The sequence below is a fragment of the Pseudonocardia yunnanensis genome (assembly GCF_039534065.1).
GTDB lineage: Bacteria > Actinomycetota > Actinomycetes > Mycobacteriales > Pseudonocardiaceae > Pseudonocardia > Pseudonocardia yunnanensis.
In genome coordinates this window covers 37,693-53,365 of sequence record NZ_BAAAUS010000060.1, presented here as the reverse complement: position 1 = coordinate 53,365, position 15,673 = coordinate 37,693, and the positions used below count along the sequence as shown (strand labels likewise).

Genomic DNA, 15,673 nt, shown 5'->3' with positions numbered 1-15,673 from the left:
GGCGCCCGGTACCAGTCGATCTCCGTAGCGGCGGCGGCCCAGAACGACTCCGGCCAATCAAGACTTGCGCGGAACATATTGCGGTAGCTGATCACTTCTCTGCTCCGATCGTCGTCAACACATGACTCCGTCGCCGAGGGCACTGACCGCCACGTCGGCGAAGCAGCCCTGGGTGGCGCAAGTTCGTCAAGGTCAGGCAGGGCGACGCTGCAGGTAATGGACGTACCAGCCGACCACCGATCAAAAACCGGCTAGGCACCGTGACCGAGCTCGCCGAGCGTGTGCGGCTCACTGTCTCGCCGTGCCACTGCCGCCTGCGCGCCCTGGAGCATTCGGGCCATCGCGAGCTACCGAGCTTCATCTTGACGCCCACGCCCTCGGGTCCGGCTTCGACGCTCTCGTGTTCGCCACCATGCGCGACGCCGACCGCGACACCGTCGACGCCTTCGAAAACGCCGTCTCCGCCACCCCCCATCTCGCGCAGGCCCAACGGCTCTTCGGAATGACGGCTGCGCGCACCCGTCACCGATCTGCACCCCGCACGGCCGTCGCAGCAGTCGGGCGTGCGACATCTTTGCCAGGTGGCGCGGTCGAAGGTGGCGCCGATGGCCTCGGCGAGCCCGGTGTGTGCGCCGGAGTTGACCAGCGCGACTCCGGACAGCCCGCATGCGACCAGCGAGCGCAGGAAGGCCAACCAGCCCGCCCCCCTCGGCCGAGACGACGTCCAGGCCAACGACCTCGCGGCGTCCGTTGGCGGTGATGCCGACAGCGACCAGGGCGTGCACGATCACGGTCCGGCCGCCCTCGCGGACCTTCTGCGTCAGCGCGTCCAACCACAAGAACGTGGGCCCCCGCCGGTGGTCGTCGCCCGCTCCAGCGACGACCGCCAGTGGCTGCTGAACTACGTCGCGAGCCGCCACGTCGACGGCGCATGCTGATCGCGCCGCAACGCGGCGACCCACTCGGTCGGATGCTCCAGGAGACGGGTGTGCCGGTGGTGTTCATGGGCAGGCCGTTCGACGTGACCGGCTGCCGGTACGCCGACGCCGACAACGTGGGCGGCACGGCTGCGGCGGTCGAGTACCTACACGCGAAGGGCAGGCGCGGGATCGCCATGATCACGGGCGCCCGTAGCATGCGATCGGGCACGGACCGTCTCGCCGGCTACCGGCGGGGGCTTGAGCAGGTCGGCCTCGCGGCGGACGAGCGGCGCATCATCGACAAGCGACTACACCGAGGACGGCGGCGAGCGGGCCATGAGCGAGCTGCTCGGCCGGTCCGTGCCGATCGACGCGGTGATCGCCGCCTCGGACGTGAGCGCGGTGGGGGCGCTGCGGACGGCGCGGGTGCGCGTACCTCGCGACATCGCGGTGATCGGCTTCGGCGACGACCCGAACAGCGCACGTCACCGTCCGCCCCTCAGCACGGTGGCGCAACCGGTGGTCGAGATGGGGCGGCAGCTGGCCACGCTCATGGTGGACCCCATCGAGGGCAGAGCCGGAAAGCGACGGGTGGTCGTGCCGACGCGGCTCGTGGTGCAGGGCACCTCATGAGCCCGGGCGACTCGCGGCGTTTGGGGGTGGGGTCAGCTGCCGAAATCGACCGTCACCGGGCGGGACTGGCAGGCAAGGACGAAACCGGTCGCCACCTCGTCCTCAGTGACCCGGGCCCGGCAGGTGCCGCAGGCCCCGCCATTGCATGCGAACGGCAGGTCGCCGCGCACGCTCTGCGCCGCGTCCAGGATGGACTCGAGTCGGGAAGGATCAGGGTGCGGAGCGGCCGTCGGGCACGCCGGTGATGCCGCTGGTGGCTCCTGTCTACATCTGCTCGTCGTCCCTCACCGGCTCCGGCGGCGGCTCGTCGCTGCTCGACCGCACCCCGAGATCGTTGCGCAGCGGGCTGGAACAGCAGTAGCGTCCGATCCCAGGACGCGGAAAACGCATTCCACGTACCGGAACGCGTGTGTCCCGCGACCGGAGAGGCGCACAAGGTGCGGATCGCGGAAATGCTGCCCGTCGAGGGCGCAGGCGGGGACCTCTGGACACTCATGCAGCAGGCAGGCGTCACCGACGCCGTCGGCAGCCTGCCCGCCCCACCGCCCCGGATCGACGTGAACAGCGCCGACCTGCCGTGGGACTACCTGCCCATGGCCCGCACGAAGGACCTCTACGAACGCAACGGCTTCCAACTCGGCGTCATCGAATGGCGACCCCCACTCAACCTCGCCAAACGCGGGCTGCCCGGCCGTGACGAACAGATCGATGCCGTCTGCACCCTCCTGCGGAACATGGGCAGGCTCGACATCCCGGTCTGGTGCTACGAGTGGATGACCGACCGCAACTGGGTACGCACGAGCACCGCGATCCCATCCCGCGGCGGCTCGACCGTCACCGGCTTCAACCGCAGCGTCTTCGAAGCAGGCCCGCCACCCCCACTCGGCCCGATCTCCGAAGCACAGCTCTGGGCGAACCTCGAGTACTTCCTCGCCAAGGTGCTCCCCGTCGCCGAGGAAGCAGGCGTCCGCATCGCCATGCACCCCGACGACCCGCCCCTCTCCCCCCTCGGCGGCATCGGCCGAATCATGTCCAGCGTCGCGGGCTTCGAGCGACTGCTGGAGATCTCCCACAGCCCGGTCAACGGCATCACGTTCTGCCAGGGCAATTTCCGGCTCATGACCGACGACCTGCCGGCGACCATCCGAGAGCTGGGCACGACCGGGAAGATCTTCTTCGTGCACTTCCGCGACGTCGAGGGCACCGCCGAGAACTTCGTCGAAACCTGGCACGACGCGGGCCCAACGGACATGCTGGCCTGCATCGAAGCCTACCGAGACATCGGCTTCGACGGTCTCATGCGCTCAGACCACGTGCCCACGCTGCACGGCGAGGTCGGCCTGCCCGCCGGATACGGCGCCCTCGGGCGCCTGTTCGCCGTGGGATACATGCGCGGACTGCTCGAGGGAGCCGCCCGCACCGCAGGGCCGGGATACCGCTGACCTCGAACGTCAACCGGTCACCCACCGCATCCGGCATGCGGTCGAGCGCGACCGTGCGGAACCCGATCCGCCGCTGCCACGCGCATCGCTCTCGGGGTGGTCCGACCCCAAGGTGATCGCGTCGAAGGTAACCCACCAGGCCCCGCTAGGCGCTCCTCGGACGACGGGCGCGGGGGACCCACCTCGGCTCCCGCCTGGTCGGTCACAGCGGTACCGCCGTGACCGAACGGGTCTACCGCCACCAACTGCAGGCCGTGCTCGACGAGGGCACCCCCGCGATGGACGACCTCTTCCCACGCAACGAGCGAGACAGTCACTCAGATAGTCACTCAGCAAGAAACCATGATCGAGAACCTGCGTCCCACGGCTTCAGGCTCAGGCGAGGTACAAGCCCTCAAGCCCAGCCTTTCCGCAGGTAGAAATGCTGATGGGCGGCTCCCCCGACGTAGGGAACCGCCCATCGTGCCGTCGGGACGACAGGATTTGAACCTGCGACCCCTTGACCCCCAGTCAAGTGCGCTACCAAGCTGCGCCACGTCCCGGCCGCCCCCGAGGGAGCTCGATCAGCTTACCCCATCGCCAATCCGCCCCCACCGGCCGGTCGCGGCTCCCCCCACTGCCCTGGTAGCCCCACTCGCCCGCCCGCTCACGCCCGGATGTCCGGGGATCACGGCCCGGCCAGTCTCTGCCGCACCGGCCGATGACACCACCGCCCTCGGTCGCCCTTCGGAGGCGACCTTCGTGGGTACCGCCCGGTAACTCTCAGATGCCGGAGGGCTGTGCCAGCAGGTCCGCCACCGCTGCGTCGATGAAGGCGGTGTCGACCGGGTTGGCGCCGCCTCCTGCGAAGTGGCCCCAGACTCCAGGGATGACGCGCAGCTCGGCGTTCTGCATGTGCGAGACCGCCCACTTCTCGTCCTCGGGAGGGAAGTAGAGGTCCTTCTCCGCGGGCATCACGATCGCGCGGGCTCGGATGGAGGCCAGGGCCTCCTCCGTGGACGCGAAGCCCGGCGTGGTGCCGACGTCCCCGCTCCACCAGGTGTCGAGCATCGTCAGGAGGTTGTTGGGGTCGCGGTCGTCGAGGAAGAAGCCCTCCCAGAAGCCGACGGCGAAGTCCTCGAGCGAGGTGTACCCGAGCTCGCGCCAGACTTCGTCCCAGTAGAACGCCTGGGAGAAGCCCCAGCCCGCGTAGATCCGGGCGAAGGCCCGGAGGCCGCGTACCGGCAAGGCGTCCGGCAGGTACCAGCCCTCGGCGAAGGCGGCGTCGGCGCGCATGGCCCAGCGAAGGGAGTCGAGGAAGACCTGGTTGTGCGGGGCCGTCCGTGATGACCCGCAGAACGGCAGCATCCGCTGCACCATCTCCGGGTGGCTGACGGCCCACTGGTAGGTCTGCCCCGCGCCCATCGACCAGCCGAGCACGAGCGGGAGCGTCTCGATCCCGAACACCTCGGTGACGAGGCGGTGCTGCGACGCCACGTTGTCGCGGACCGAGATCCGCGGGAACCGGGCTCGATCCCACGGCGGCGGCGTGTTCGACGCCGACGAGCTCAGCCCGTTGCCGAGCATGTTCGGCACGATGATGAACCAGCGATCGGGGTCGAGTGCCATGCCCTCGCCGATCAGCCACTCGTTGTCCCAGTGCCGGCCCGAGTACCAGGTCGGGTAGACGATCGCGTTGTCCTTCGCCGCGTTGAGCGTCCCGTAGGTCTGGTAGGCCACCTTCGCCGGGCGCAGCGTCGCGCCGCACTCGAGTGTGAAGTCCGGGATCTCGTGGACGTCGTAGGGCGCGTCCGGGCCGGTCATGACGACACCGCGCAGCTCCCCCGGTCCGCGGACACGGGGCCCGAGGCCGACGGCTTGATGTCGAAGTCGAAGATCGCTGTGGGCAGGTAGAGCGAGCAGCAGGCGTTCGGGATGTCGACCACACCGCTCACCCGCCCCTCGATCGGCGCCGAGCCGAGCAGCAGGTAGGCCTGCGCACCGGTGTAGCCGAACTTCTTCAGGTACTCGACGGCGTTCAGGCACGCGTTCCGGTAGGCGGCGGTGGCGTCGTTGTAGAGCTGGGTGTCGCTCGTGTGGTCCACGCCGATGCCGATGAACGTGACGAACTCCGAGTAGCGCGGCTCGACGTTGCCGGGTATGAGGATCGGGTTGGTGGTGACGCCGTAGGTCTCCATGCCGCCCTTGATCAGGTCGACGTGGAAGTCGATGAACCCGCCCATCTCGATGGCGCCGCAGAACGTGATCTCGCCGTCGCCCTGGCTGAAGTGCAGGTCGCCGCCCGAGAACAGCGCCCCGGGCACGTGCACCGGGTAGAAGACGCGCGAGCCGCGGGTGAAGTTCTTGATGTCGTGGTTGCCGCCGTTCTCCCGGGCGGGAACGGTGCGGGCGCCGTCGCGGCCGATGGCCGACAGCGCGTCGCCGGAGGCGGTGCCGCCGAGCACGGACTCCTCCAGCGGCGGAAGAGCGAGCGGCGGGACGCGGTCCGGGTCCGTGGCGATCAGCGCGCGCTCGCGGGCGTTCCAGCGGGCCAGGAGCTCGGCGGACGGCGCGGTGCCGAACAGGCCGGGGTGGGTGATACCGGTGTACTCGACACCGGGGATGTGCCGGGAGGTGGCCTTCTGCCCCGCGAAGTCCCAGATGGCCTTGTAGGCGTCCGGGAAGGTGTCGGTGAGGAAGCCGCCGCCGTTGTGCTTCGCGAAGATCCCGGTGTAGCCCCAGCCCTGGCCGGGAGCATCGCCGACCTCCTGGGGCACCGGGCCGAGGTCGAGGATGTCGACGACCAGCAGGTCGCCCGGCTCGGCGCCCTCCACGTAGATGGGCCCGGACAGCATGTGCGCGTGGGTCAGGTCGACGTCGCGGACGTCGTTGGCGGAGTCGTTGTTGCCGATCTGCCCGTCGGTCCACTCACGACACTCGACCCTGATCGACTGACCAGGGCGCACGGTCACCGCGGGCGGAATGTCCGGGTGCCAGCGGTTGTGGCCGGGCACCGCCTGGTCGCGCATGGACTTGGCCTGGTCGACGGAGAACACGACATCGGGCATGAGGACCTCCGGAAGGCGCGTGCGGTTGCGATCGGGTCAGGGGCGGGGCAGCCGGGCGTGACGGGGGTCCCTGGTGACGGGCGTGGCCCGGCGGGACCGTCCGGGGACGGACGTCACGACCGGCGGGGAGTCGGCGCTCCGCTCGCCGGCGTCGAGCGCTCGGCGCAGTGAGGGGTCGAGCCTGCGGAACGCCGGGCCGCCGAAGACGCGGCGGGCGACCTCCCCGCAGTCGGGGCAGCTTGCCGGGTCGGCGGCCTCCGCCATCGGCCGGACGAGTTCGAAGTCATCACCCGAGGGGCACCGGTATGCGTAGGTCGGCACGGCAGGTCACCTCCTGGAGCTGAAACTGTCAGATGAAACTATTTTGATCAAAACATTCAGTCAAGCCTGGAGCTGGGCGACGACGTCCAGGTCCAGCCCGTCGGCGCGGGCCAGGTAGACGCTCTGCATCAGGTGGTTGCCCGCCATCCGAACCGTCCCACGTGGACTGTCGTAGGCGAGGGTCTCGGCGGCTGCGGAGAGCTCCTCGGACCCGAGACTCCCGGCCTTCTCGGCCAGCCTCGCCAGCAACGTCACGCCCTCGTAACAGGACTCGCCGAGCGACCCGGGCACCGGGGCCTGGACTCCGAATCGGGCCGCGTAACGGCGAGAGAAGTCGAGCCCGGACGCAGTGGCGAGCGCTTCGAAGTAGCCGGACGCGGCGTAGAGCTCCCGGGTGGCCGCGGCGCCTGTGGCGAAGACCATGTTCTCGTCCATGAGCGGGCTGAGCCGCACACACGCCTTGTCCAGCCCGGCGGCGGCGAACGCGCGGTTGAACCGGACGGCGTCCGAGCCGACCAGCAGCATCAGCACGCCCTCGGCACCGCTGCGCTCGACGCGTTCGACGGCCGCCGCGAAATCCTGGGTGCCCAGCGGCACGAACACCTCGTCGAGGATCCGGATGTCCGCCGAGTGCTGCGCGAAGCGGCGCGCCACGGCCGCGGAGGCGAGCGGCCACACGTAGTCGTCCCCGACCACGCACCACGTCCGGACGCCCAGTTCGCCCGCCATCCAGCGGAGCGCCGGGAGCAGCTGCCGGTCCGGGGTCTCCCCCGCCATGAAGACCCCCGGGGTTCGCTCGCCGCCCTCGTACAAGGGGCTGTACACGTAGGGCGCGCGGCCGGACACGAGCGGCGCGAGCTGCTGGCGGACAGCGGAGATGTGCCAGCCCGTGACCGCCTCGACCGCTCCCGTGCTGAGCAGCATGTCGATGTCGCCGGCCACCGCCTGCGGGGCGCGTCCGCCGTCGACGACCAGCAGCCGTAGCTCCCGCCCCAGCACCCCGCCGCCTGCGTTGACCTCGTCGGCCGCGAGCAGACCGCACGCCTCGCATGACGGGCCCACAATCGCCGCGGGCCCGCTGCGCGGTACCACGAAGGCGACTTCCAGCGTGTCACGGCTCATGGCGCATCCCCGGTCCCGCTCTCGCCCGGTGTCGAGGTGACTTCCTGCGATATGGCTTCCTGCCGCTGACGATGCCCGACGACGAGGCCCGATGAGGAGACCCTGCCGGTGACAGTGTTTACGATGAACGCGGCTACGTCACGCGGCCGAAGGAGGATGACGTGACCCTCTCTCGGGTGCCCTCGGCCGACCCGTCCGCGCTCACGACCGCGGTTCCTGAGCTGCTCCGCCAGGTGGCCTACCAGGTGTCCCGCCGCGTCGAGGCCGCGCTTGGCCCGGACGGCCCGACGCTCGAGCAGTGGCGGGTGCTCGACCTGCTCGCCGACGGGACCGGGCACCCCATGACGGAGATCGCGGGTCACGCGATGGTGCCCCCGCCCACCCTCACCAAGATCGTCGACCGGCTCGTGGACCGTGCGCTGGTGTACCGGCGGGCCGACGAGATCGATCGGCGGCGCGTGCTCGTGTTCCTGTCCGAGCACGGCCGCAGGACCCACGCCCGTCTCGCACCGGGCGTGGCAGGCGTCGCGGAGGCGCTGGCCGGCGAGCTCGGCGCTCAGGACGCCGCGCGGCTCGCGGAGCTGCTGGAGCGACTGCGCGCGCTGCCCGCCTGACCGCGGGCTACGCGGGCTGTTCCTCGCGGGCCGGGGCGGCGGGAGGCGGCACGGCGCGCAACGGGAAGCTCGCCCGCACGACGAAACCGGCGTCCACCCCGGGTCCCCATGACAGCCGGCCGCCCACCGACTCGACGCGCTCGGCGAGGCCCGTCAGGCCGGCTCCGCCACCGCCCAGCGGCTCGCGCCGCGACCGCACCGGACAGGTCGGGGCCGAGTTGCCGACCTGCACCTCCAGTTCGTGGGGAAGCCAGCGCAGGTCGACGCGGACGGCGGTGCCGGGCGCGTGGCGGGCGGCGTTCGTCAGCGACTCCTGCACCACGCGGTAGACGGCACGCTCGACGGCGGGGGCGGCATCCCCGGGCGTGCCGGTGTGCTCCAACTCGACGTCGACGCCTGCGGCCCGCGACCCGGCCACGAGAGCCGCCAGGCCCGTCAGCCCTGGGGTGTGCTCGCGCCCGTCGAGCATTCCGAGAGCGACCCGCATCTCCGCCAACGCCCGCTTGGCGAGCGCCCGGAGCTGCTCGGCCCCACGGCGCGTCTCGTCCTCCGCGGTGGTGGTGGCGATCGCCGCGGCCCCCACCGCGATCAGTGTGGCGTGGTGCCCGACCGAGTCGTGGATCTCCCGGCCGATCCGGGCCCGCTCCTGAGCCCGCGCCGCCTCCTGCGAGGCCGCGAGTGCTTCCTCACGCGCACGCTCGAGGTCTCTGAGGCTCTCCGTCAAGCGTTCCCGGGTGGTCATGAGCAGCCCCAGTGAGGTGGGCGCGATGGCGTACAGCGCGACGAACGCCACGGTGAGCACGATCCGCTGCCAGGGCAGCGCCTGGGTCAGGAGCACCGGGGTGACGGCCGCGACGACCGGGGGCAGCAGCCACGGAACGGTGGTCGACGCGCGTGCACCGCGCCTGCCGAGGGCGTAGAGCGCGACCAGTGCGGGGGGCCATGCCAGGCCGCCGGCGAGGCCCCACAGTGCGGTGAGGACGGCGAGTGGGGGCCAGATGTGGCGCAGCGGCAGCAGCGCGCAGGCCACGAGGGCTGCGGGCACCGACCACGAGAACGCCGGCACCGCCCAGAGCACCGCGATCGCCGGCACCGAGATGACGGCGATCTCCGTGACGAATCGACGTAGTAGCTTCGAGCTCATCGCCGGATTCCCCCCGCTCGGGGCGCCCGTCTCGCACCCTTCACGTAATGCCCCAGTTCTGTGCCATCAGCGCCGCCTGCACCCGGTTCTCCGCCCCGAGCTTCGTGAGCAGTGCCGAGACGTACTTCTTGACGGTGGCCTCGGCGAGCCCCAGCCGGGACGCGATCGCGGCGTTCGACTCGCCGGCCGCGAGCCCGCGCAGCACCTGCTGCTCGCGCAGGGTCAGGCCGGCGGGAGGCGGCGCGGGCCACCCGGCCGCGAGGCGGGGCAGCAACCGCGCCGTGATGCGCGGGTCGAGCACGGCGCCGCCTGCGGCCAGGTCGCGTACGGCCCGGATGAGCGCGTCGGGATCGGTGTCCTTGAGCAGGAAGCCCTGCACCCCGATCCGCAGCGCCTCGGCGACGTAGTCGTCGTGGTCGAAGGTGGTGAGGATCGCGGCGGGCGGGGCATCGGGCCGGGCGCGCAGGACGCGCAGGGCCGAGAGTCCGTCGGTGCCCGGCATCTGGACGTCGGCGAGCACCACGTCGGGCCGGTGGGCGTCGACGGCGGCGAGCAGTTCGGCCCCGTCTCCGGCCTGGCCGACCACCCGCACCGCACCCCCTGCTTCGAGGACCGTGCGCAGCCCGGCGAGCATCAGTGGCTCGTCATCGGCGAGCACGACACGGACGGGCGCCCTCCCCTGCGCCGCGTCGACCGCCATGTGGCCGAGAGTAACCGGAGCGCACCGGTCATCCCCAATCCAGCTCAGCGCTTGCGGGGCCGCTTCTCGCGCACCCGCACCGAGATCCGCACCGGTGACCCGGTGAACCCGAACTCCTCGCGGAGCCGCCGCTCCAGGAACCGCCGGTAGCCGGCCTCCAGGAACCCGCTCGTGAACAGCACGAACGTCGGCGGCCGCGTCTGGGCCTGGGTCGCGAACAGAATCTTCGGCTGCTTTCCCCCGCGCACCGGCGGCGGGGTCGCTGCGACCACCTCGGCCAGCCAGCCGTTGAGCCTGCCGGTGGGGATCCGCCGGTCCCAGGACTGCAGCGCGGTGCGCAACGCCGGGGCGATCTTCGCGACCGCACGGCCGGTCAGGGCGGAGACGTTGACCCGTTCGGCCCACTGGACGCGAACGAGGTCGCGCTCCAGCTCGCGCTTCATCGCGAGCCGCCGCTCCTCGTCGACGAGATCCCACTTGTTGAACACGAGTACGAGGGCCCGGCCGGCCTCCTCCGCCATACCGATCACCCGCTGGTCCTGCTCGGCGATGGGCTCGCTCGCGTCGATCAGGACGACCGCCACCTCGGCGGCCTCGATCGCCGCCCGCGTGCGCAGGCTCGCGTAGTACTCCATGCCGCTCGCCATGTGGACGCGCTTGCGGAGGCCCGCCGTGTCGACGAAACGCCACACCTCGCCGTCCAGCTCGACGAGCGAGTCGACGGGGTCGACAGTGGTGCCCGCGACGTCGTGGACGACCGAGCGGACCTCCCCCGACACGCGGTTGAGCAGGCTGGACTTGCCGACGTTCGGCTTGCCGACCAGCGCCACACGGCGCGGTCCCCCGGAGCCCCCGCCGGGAAGGTCCCGCGGGCTCTCCGGCAGTGCCTCGAGCACGGCGTCGAGCAGATCGCCCGAACCGCGCCCGTGCAGGCCGCTGACGGGGTGGGGTTCGCCGAGCCCGAGCCGCCACAGGGCGGCGGTGTCGGAGGTCAGCCGGTCGTCGTCGACCTTCGTGGCAGCGAGCAGCACGGGACGGTCCGAGCGGCGCAGCACCCTCGCCACGGCCTCGTCGGTGGTGGTGGCGCCGACGCTCGCGTCGACCACCAGCAGCACCGCATCGGCGGTCTGGATGGCCAGCTCGGCCTGCGCGGCGACCGCCGCCTGCAGCCCGGTGGCGTCGGGCTCCCAGCCACCGGTGTCGACGAGCGTGAACCGGCGGCCGTTCCAGAGCGCGTCGTAGGCGATGCGGTCGCGGGTGACGCCCGGAATGTCCTGCACCACCGCTTCGCGGCGCCCGATCAGCCGGTTGACCAGCGTGGACTTGCCGACGTTCGGACGCCCGACGACGGCGAGCACCGGCGCGGGCGGCAACACCTCCGACTCGGGGAAGCCCTCGTCGCCGGACCCGGGGCCGTCCTCGTCGTCGGCGCTCACGAACTCGCCGGGGTGGAGCCCCAGCGCTGCCATCGCGGCGACGTCACCGTCGTCGATCGGCCGGGTGTCGTTGCTCGGCCCCACCCGCGGGCCCTCGGTACCACTCACGTCCTGCTCCGAACATCATCGAGTTCACGGACCATCCCGGCCAGCTCGGCCCGGACGGTCTCGGTGGCGGTGGCCAGACCCGCCCGGCCACCACCAGGGGCCACGGTCAGCGGTTCTCCCACGAGAACGTCCACCTTGGGGCGCCACCGTCTGCCCGAACCATCGGGCCGACGGGTACCCCGGCAGACCACCGGGAGCACCTCCGCTCCCGAGGTGCGGGCCAGCCAGGCCGCGCCGTGCTGCGCAGCAGCGACCTCGCCCGCGCCCCGCGTGCCCTCGGGGAAGACCCCGATCAGGCCACCGGAACGCAGGACGTCGAGCGCGGTCGTCAGCGCTCGCCGGTCGGGCTCTCCGCGTCGAACCGCGAGCTGCCCGATCCGCGGCAGCCACCAGCCGATCACGCCTGAGAACATCTCCTGCTTCGTGAGGAACACCGCGCGGCGGCCCAGTAGTCCGAACAGCAGCGGACCGTCGACGAACGCGCTGTGGTTCGCGACGAGCACGACCGGTCCGGTGGCCGGGATGCGGTCGCGGTGGTGCACCCGTACCTGGTAGACGGGCAGGAAGAGCCACGTGCCGACCCAGCGGGCGAGGTCGTGCAGCCATGGCAGTGAGCCAGGCGGTAGATCGGCGTTCACGTCAGGAGACCTCTCTCCCGTACCAGCCGCAGCAGCTCCTCCAGCACGGCGTCGACGCTGAGGTCGTCGGTGTCGAGCACGACGGCGTCGGCAGCCGCGTGCAGCGGCGAGGTCTTGCGCGTGGAGTCGAGGCGGTCACGACGCCGGACGTCGGCCAGCACGGTGCCGATGTCCGCGTTGCGTCCCGCCTTGCGGTCCTGGGCGCCGCGGCGGGCAGCCCGGACCTGCTCCGATGCCGTGAGGTACACCTTCAGCGGGGCGTCCGGCACCACGACGCTGCCGATGTCGCGGCCCTCCACCACGATGCCGCCCTCGGTGGCGAGCGCGTCGGCCACGATCGCGCGTTGCCGCTCCACCAGCGCGGTGCGCACGGCGGGCACGGCCGAGACCGCGCTCACCGCTGCCGTCACCTCGGGGCCGCGGATCTCGGACTCGACGTCCTCGTCGGCCAGCAGGATGCGGGGAGCGTCCGGATCGACGACCGACCGCAGGTCGGGCACGGCGTCGAGCGCGACGCTCTCGGTGGCAGGCTCCGAGCCCTCGAGACCCTCGCGCAGCACGGCCAGGGTGAGCGCCCGGTACATGGCACCGGTGTCGAGGTACGCGGCCGCGCCTGCGTGGGCCAGCCGCCGCGAGACCGTGGACTTCCCGGTGCCCGAGGGGCCGTCCATCGCAACGACCCCGCGCAACCGCCCTGTCACCGTTCGCCCCTGTCCGGGCCAGCGGCCCTACCACCTTGCCGCACGCCGTTCGCGGATCGCGACCCATCATGCCGTGCGGACCGACGATGATCTCAGCTCGGGGCCGAAACCGCAGGTCGGGAAGCCGACGGAGGCTACTGGGGCAGATCGGTGCGCAGCGCCGCGGCTCCCCGCAGGTACACGTGACGCAGCTGGGCGCGCGACCGCTCGGTCTCCACATGCGCGAGCAGCCGCAGCGTGCGCGGCAGAGCCCCCGGAACCGCGATCTCCGACGCGCAGAGCAGCGGCACGTCGGTCAGGCCGAGCAGGCGCGCCGCGTAGGCGGGGAACTCGGCTGTGAGGTCCGGCGTGGCAGTGAAGACGATCGAGATGATGTCGTCGGCCGTCAGCTCGTTGCGTTCGAGCACGGTGCTGACGAGTTCCGCCGAACCGTCGAGGATCTCCTGCCGGCTGTCGCCGTCCACCTGGATCGCACCGCGTACCGCGCGAACCGCCACCGTCACATCCCGACCGAACGGTAGAGCGACCCGACCTCTTGCTGGGTGAGCGGACGGAAGCGCCCCGGCCGCTGGTCGCCGAGGCGCACGTCGCCGATGGCCGTGCGCACCAGGCGCTGCACCGGGAACCCGACCTCGTCGAGCAGCCTGCGGACCACGTGCTTGCGCCCCTCGTGGATCACCAGCTCCACCAGCGACCGTCCGGCGGTGGAGTCCACCAGCTTGAACGAGTGGACCGCGACCAGACCGTCCTCGAGCTCGATGCCCTCGCGCAGCCTGCGCCCGAGGTCACGCGGCACCTGGCCGACGACCTCGGCGAGGTAGGTCTTCTCCACCTCGTACGACGGGTGCATGAGACGGTGGCCGAGCTCGCCGTCGTTGGTGAGCAGCAACAGCCCCTCGGTGTCGGCATCGAGCCGACCGACGTGGAACAGGCGCGCGCGAGGGGCGCCGTCGAAGTGCTCGTCGACGATGCCACGCTCGACGACGAGGTCGCCGACACACGGCCTGCCGCGGTCGTCGGACATCGTGGAGAGGATCCCCCGGGGTTTGTTCAGCGCCAGGTGCACGAGGTCGTCGCGCAGCACGATCCGTGCCCCGTCGACGTGCACCACCGCGGTGTCAGGGTCGATCCTGCGGCCCATCTCCCGCACGATCTTGCCGTCGACGCTCACCCGGCCCGCCGCGATCAGCTCCTCCGCCGCACGGCGGGACGCGACGCCGGCCTGGGCCAGCACCTTCTGCAGCCGCACCCCATCGGGCCGGGCTTCCGTACTCATCTGACTCATCTCGATGCTCATGTCTCGGTACTCAGTCGTCACAACTCGTCGATCGCGTCCACATCGGGCAGCAGCGGCGCCAGCGCCGGCAGCTCCTCCAGCGACGACAGTCCGAGCCGTTCGAGGAACAGCTCGGTGGTGCAGAACAGGGTGCCCTGCGTGGAAGGGTCCGCCCCCGCCTCCTGCACGAGCCCGCGGGTGAGCAGCGTGCGGAGCACACCGTCGCAGTTGACCCCGCGAACCGCCGACACCCGGGCCCGCGTGACGGGCTGCCGGTACGCCACCACCGCAAGCGTCTCCAGCGCCGCCCGCGTGAGACGGGCACGCTGGCCGTCGAGCAGCAGGCGCTCGACGTAGGGGGCGTAGGCGTCACGCGTGTAGAACCGCCATCCCCCTCCGGTCTTCCGCAGGTCGATGCCGCGCCCCGTCTCGGCGTAGTCCGCCGACAGGCGCAACAGCGCCGCACGCACCCGCGCGACGGGCTCCTGCACGGCCAGCGCGAGGGCCTCGTCCTCGGTGGGGGCGTCGACCACCAGCAGCAGCGCTTCGAGGGCGGCGTCGAGCTCGGCGTCGCTCAGCGTGATCTCGTCCGGGCCGATCTCACCGGGGGTGTCCTGGTCCGGGCCGAGCTGTTCCGGGGAGACGGGCCCGGCGTCGTCGGGACCGTCGGGATCGGGAGAGGTGCTCACATCCATGAGGCTCACTGGCCTGTCGTCACTCATCACTCTCGTCGGGGCCGGCCGCCTGTGCGGTACCGGGCTCGGGGAGGGATCCAGGCTGGTCAGGCGGACTCCAGCGTACCGTCAGCTCGCCGAACGGCTCGGGCTGCTCCAGGTGGACGGTGGCCTCGCGGTAGAGCTCCAGCAGAGCGAGGAACCGCGCCACCACCTCGAGCGGCCCGTCGCAGTCCGCGGTGAGCAGCGCGAAGGTGGCCACACCCAGCTCGGCGAGCCGCTCCCGCAGGATCGCGACGTGCTCGGCCACCGACACCTTGGCGGCGTGCAGGTGGTCGAGCCCCACCGTCGGCGGCGGCTTGGGCCGGAACACCGAGGCTGCCAGGTCGGCGAACGTGGCAGGGTCGACCCCCAGCAGCACCTCGGGGAGCAGCACGGCGAACCGCTCCTCCAGCGCCACCGACCGCGGGAAGCGGCGCATCGCGCCGGCTTCGAGCTCCACGAACAGCGCCGCCACCTGCTTGTACGCGCGGTACTGCAGGAGCCGGGCGAAGAGCAGGTCGCGCGCCTCCAGCAGCGCTAGGTCCTCCTCGTCCTCGACGTCGGCGTCGGGCAGCAGCCGGGCCGCCTTGAGGTCGAGCAGGGTGGCCGCGATCACCAGGAACTCGGTGGTCTCGTCGAGGTCAGCGTCATCACCGAGAGCGGCGAGGTGCGCGATGAAGTCGTCGGTGACGGTGTGCAGCGCCATCTCGGTGATGTCGAGCTCGTGCTTCCCGATCAGCTGCAGCAGCAGGTCGAACGGGCCCTCGAAGTTGTGCAGGCGCACCTGGAACCGCGGCCGTCCGCCGTCGAGCAGCGGGGGACCGTCATCGACCGGCGCTCCGGTCTCGACCAACG

Annotated in this window: 17 protein-coding genes, 1 tRNA gene and 1 pseudogene; 3 read left to right on the top strand and 16 right to left on the bottom strand. The window is 71.5% G+C overall.

Features of this window, described 5'->3' with window-relative positions:
• Positions 1-562 precede the first annotated feature (562 nt).
• A pseudogene (locus ABD743_RS40625) lies at positions 563-851 on the bottom strand (transposase); the annotation flags it as partial.
• A gap of 327 nt (positions 852-1,178) precedes the next feature.
• Here ABD743_RS40625 and ABD743_RS40620 point away from each other — a divergent pair.
• The gene (locus tag ABD743_RS40620) at positions 1,179-1,553 is read left to right on the top strand and encodes a substrate-binding domain-containing protein (RefSeq protein WP_344729438.1); all 375 of its coding nucleotides are present in this window, start codon (positions 1,179-1,181) and stop codon (positions 1,551-1,553) included.
• Between the two features lie 32 nt (positions 1,554-1,585).
• On the opposite strand, the gene ABD743_RS40615 is transcribed toward ABD743_RS40620, so the two are convergent.
• A complete protein-coding gene (locus tag ABD743_RS40615) occupies positions 1,586-1,723 on the bottom strand; it encodes a 2Fe-2S iron-sulfur cluster-binding protein (RefSeq protein ID WP_344729436.1) in 138 nt (45 codons plus the stop codon).
• Positions 1,724-1,990: 267 nt separating this feature from the next.
• On the opposite strand from ABD743_RS40615, the gene ABD743_RS40610 reads away from it, so the two are divergent.
• Positions 1,991-2,995, top strand: coding sequence for a mannonate dehydratase (locus ABD743_RS40610; protein WP_344729434.1), 1,005 nt, complete (start codon positions 1,991-1,993; stop codon positions 2,993-2,995).
• Between the two features lie 468 nt (positions 2,996-3,463).
• Here ABD743_RS40610 and ABD743_RS40605 read toward each other — a convergent pair.
• The 5 genes from ABD743_RS40605 to ABD743_RS40585 all read right to left on the bottom strand — a co-directional run bounded on the left by ABD743_RS40605 (position 3,464) and on the right by ABD743_RS40585 (position 7,485).
• Positions 3,464-3,537: transfer RNA gene (locus ABD743_RS40605), tRNA-Pro, on the bottom strand.
• A 220-nt stretch (positions 3,538-3,757) separates the two neighbouring features.
• Positions 3,758-4,798, bottom strand: coding sequence for an alpha/beta fold hydrolase (locus ABD743_RS40600; RefSeq protein ID WP_344729432.1), 1,041 nt, complete (start codon positions 4,796-4,798; stop codon positions 3,758-3,760).
• Positions 4,795-6,042: a formamidase gene (gene fmdA, locus ABD743_RS40595; RefSeq protein ID WP_344729430.1), complete on the bottom strand. Its 1,248-nt coding sequence runs from the start codon at positions 6,040-6,042 to the stop codon at positions 4,795-4,797. Before fmdA ends, ABD743_RS40600 begins: the two co-directional genes overlap by 4 nt.
• 36 nt (positions 6,043-6,078) lie before the next feature.
• Complete coding sequence (locus ABD743_RS40590; RefSeq protein WP_344729428.1) at positions 6,079-6,363, bottom strand: FmdB family zinc ribbon protein; 285 nt, start codon at positions 6,361-6,363, stop codon at positions 6,079-6,081.
• A 60-nt stretch (positions 6,364-6,423) separates the two neighbouring features.
• On the bottom strand, positions 6,424-7,485 hold the full coding sequence (locus ABD743_RS40585) for a substrate-binding domain-containing protein (RefSeq protein WP_344729426.1): 1,062 nt from the start codon (positions 7,483-7,485) through the stop codon (positions 6,424-6,426).
• A gap of 161 nt (positions 7,486-7,646) precedes the next feature.
• On the opposite strand from ABD743_RS40585, the gene ABD743_RS40580 reads away from it, so the two are divergent.
• The gene (locus tag ABD743_RS40580) at positions 7,647-8,099 is read left to right on the top strand and encodes a MarR family winged helix-turn-helix transcriptional regulator (RefSeq protein WP_344729424.1); all 453 of its coding nucleotides are present in this window, start codon (positions 7,647-7,649) and stop codon (positions 8,097-8,099) included.
• 7 nt (positions 8,100-8,106) lie between these two features.
• Here the strand turns inward: ABD743_RS40580 and ABD743_RS40575 are convergent, their stop codons facing one another.
• From ABD743_RS40575 to ABD743_RS40535, 9 genes are all read right to left on the bottom strand, one after another.
• Positions 8,107-9,243 carry a sensor histidine kinase gene (locus tag ABD743_RS40575; RefSeq protein ID WP_344729422.1) on the bottom strand — a complete coding sequence of 379 codons (1,137 nt, stop codon included), beginning with the start codon at positions 9,241-9,243 and terminating at the stop codon, positions 8,107-8,109.
• Positions 9,244-9,283: 40 nt separating this feature from the next.
• Entirely contained in the window at positions 9,284-9,943 is a 660-nt protein-coding gene (locus ABD743_RS40570) for a response regulator (protein ID WP_344729420.1), read from the bottom strand.
• Between the two features lie 44 nt (positions 9,944-9,987).
• Positions 9,988-11,412 (bottom strand): ribosome biogenesis GTPase Der, encoded by a 1,425-nt coding sequence (gene der, locus ABD743_RS40565; protein ID WP_344729448.1) that lies wholly within the window; start codon positions 11,410-11,412, stop codon positions 9,988-9,990.
• 71 nt (positions 11,413-11,483) lie between these two features.
• Entirely contained in the window at positions 11,484-12,125 is a 642-nt protein-coding gene (locus ABD743_RS40560) for a lysophospholipid acyltransferase family protein (protein ID WP_344729418.1), read from the bottom strand.
• A complete protein-coding gene (cmk, locus tag ABD743_RS40555) occupies positions 12,122-12,796 on the bottom strand; it encodes a (d)CMP kinase (RefSeq protein WP_379659286.1) in 675 nt (224 codons plus the stop codon). The genes ABD743_RS40560 and cmk overlap by 4 nt, the downstream gene beginning before the upstream one ends.
• Positions 12,797-12,960: 164 nt before the next feature.
• Positions 12,961-13,323 (bottom strand): chorismate mutase, encoded by a 363-nt coding sequence (gene aroH / locus ABD743_RS40550; RefSeq protein WP_344729414.1) that lies wholly within the window; start codon positions 13,321-13,323, stop codon positions 12,961-12,963.
• A 2-nt stretch (positions 13,324-13,325) separates the two neighbouring features.
• Positions 13,326-14,102: a pseudouridine synthase gene (locus tag ABD743_RS40545; protein WP_344729412.1), complete on the bottom strand. Its 777-nt coding sequence runs from the start codon at positions 14,100-14,102 to the stop codon at positions 13,326-13,328.
• Between the two features lie 38 nt (positions 14,103-14,140).
• A complete protein-coding gene (scpB, locus tag ABD743_RS40540) occupies positions 14,141-14,824 on the bottom strand; it encodes an SMC-Scp complex subunit ScpB (RefSeq protein WP_344729410.1) in 684 nt (227 codons plus the stop codon).
• Positions 14,817-15,671, bottom strand: a complete 855-nt coding sequence (locus ABD743_RS40535; protein ID WP_344729446.1) for a segregation and condensation protein A — start codon at positions 15,669-15,671, stop codon at positions 14,817-14,819. The genes scpB and ABD743_RS40535 overlap by 8 nt, the downstream gene beginning before the upstream one ends.
• Positions 15,672-15,673: the final 2 nt, after the last annotated feature.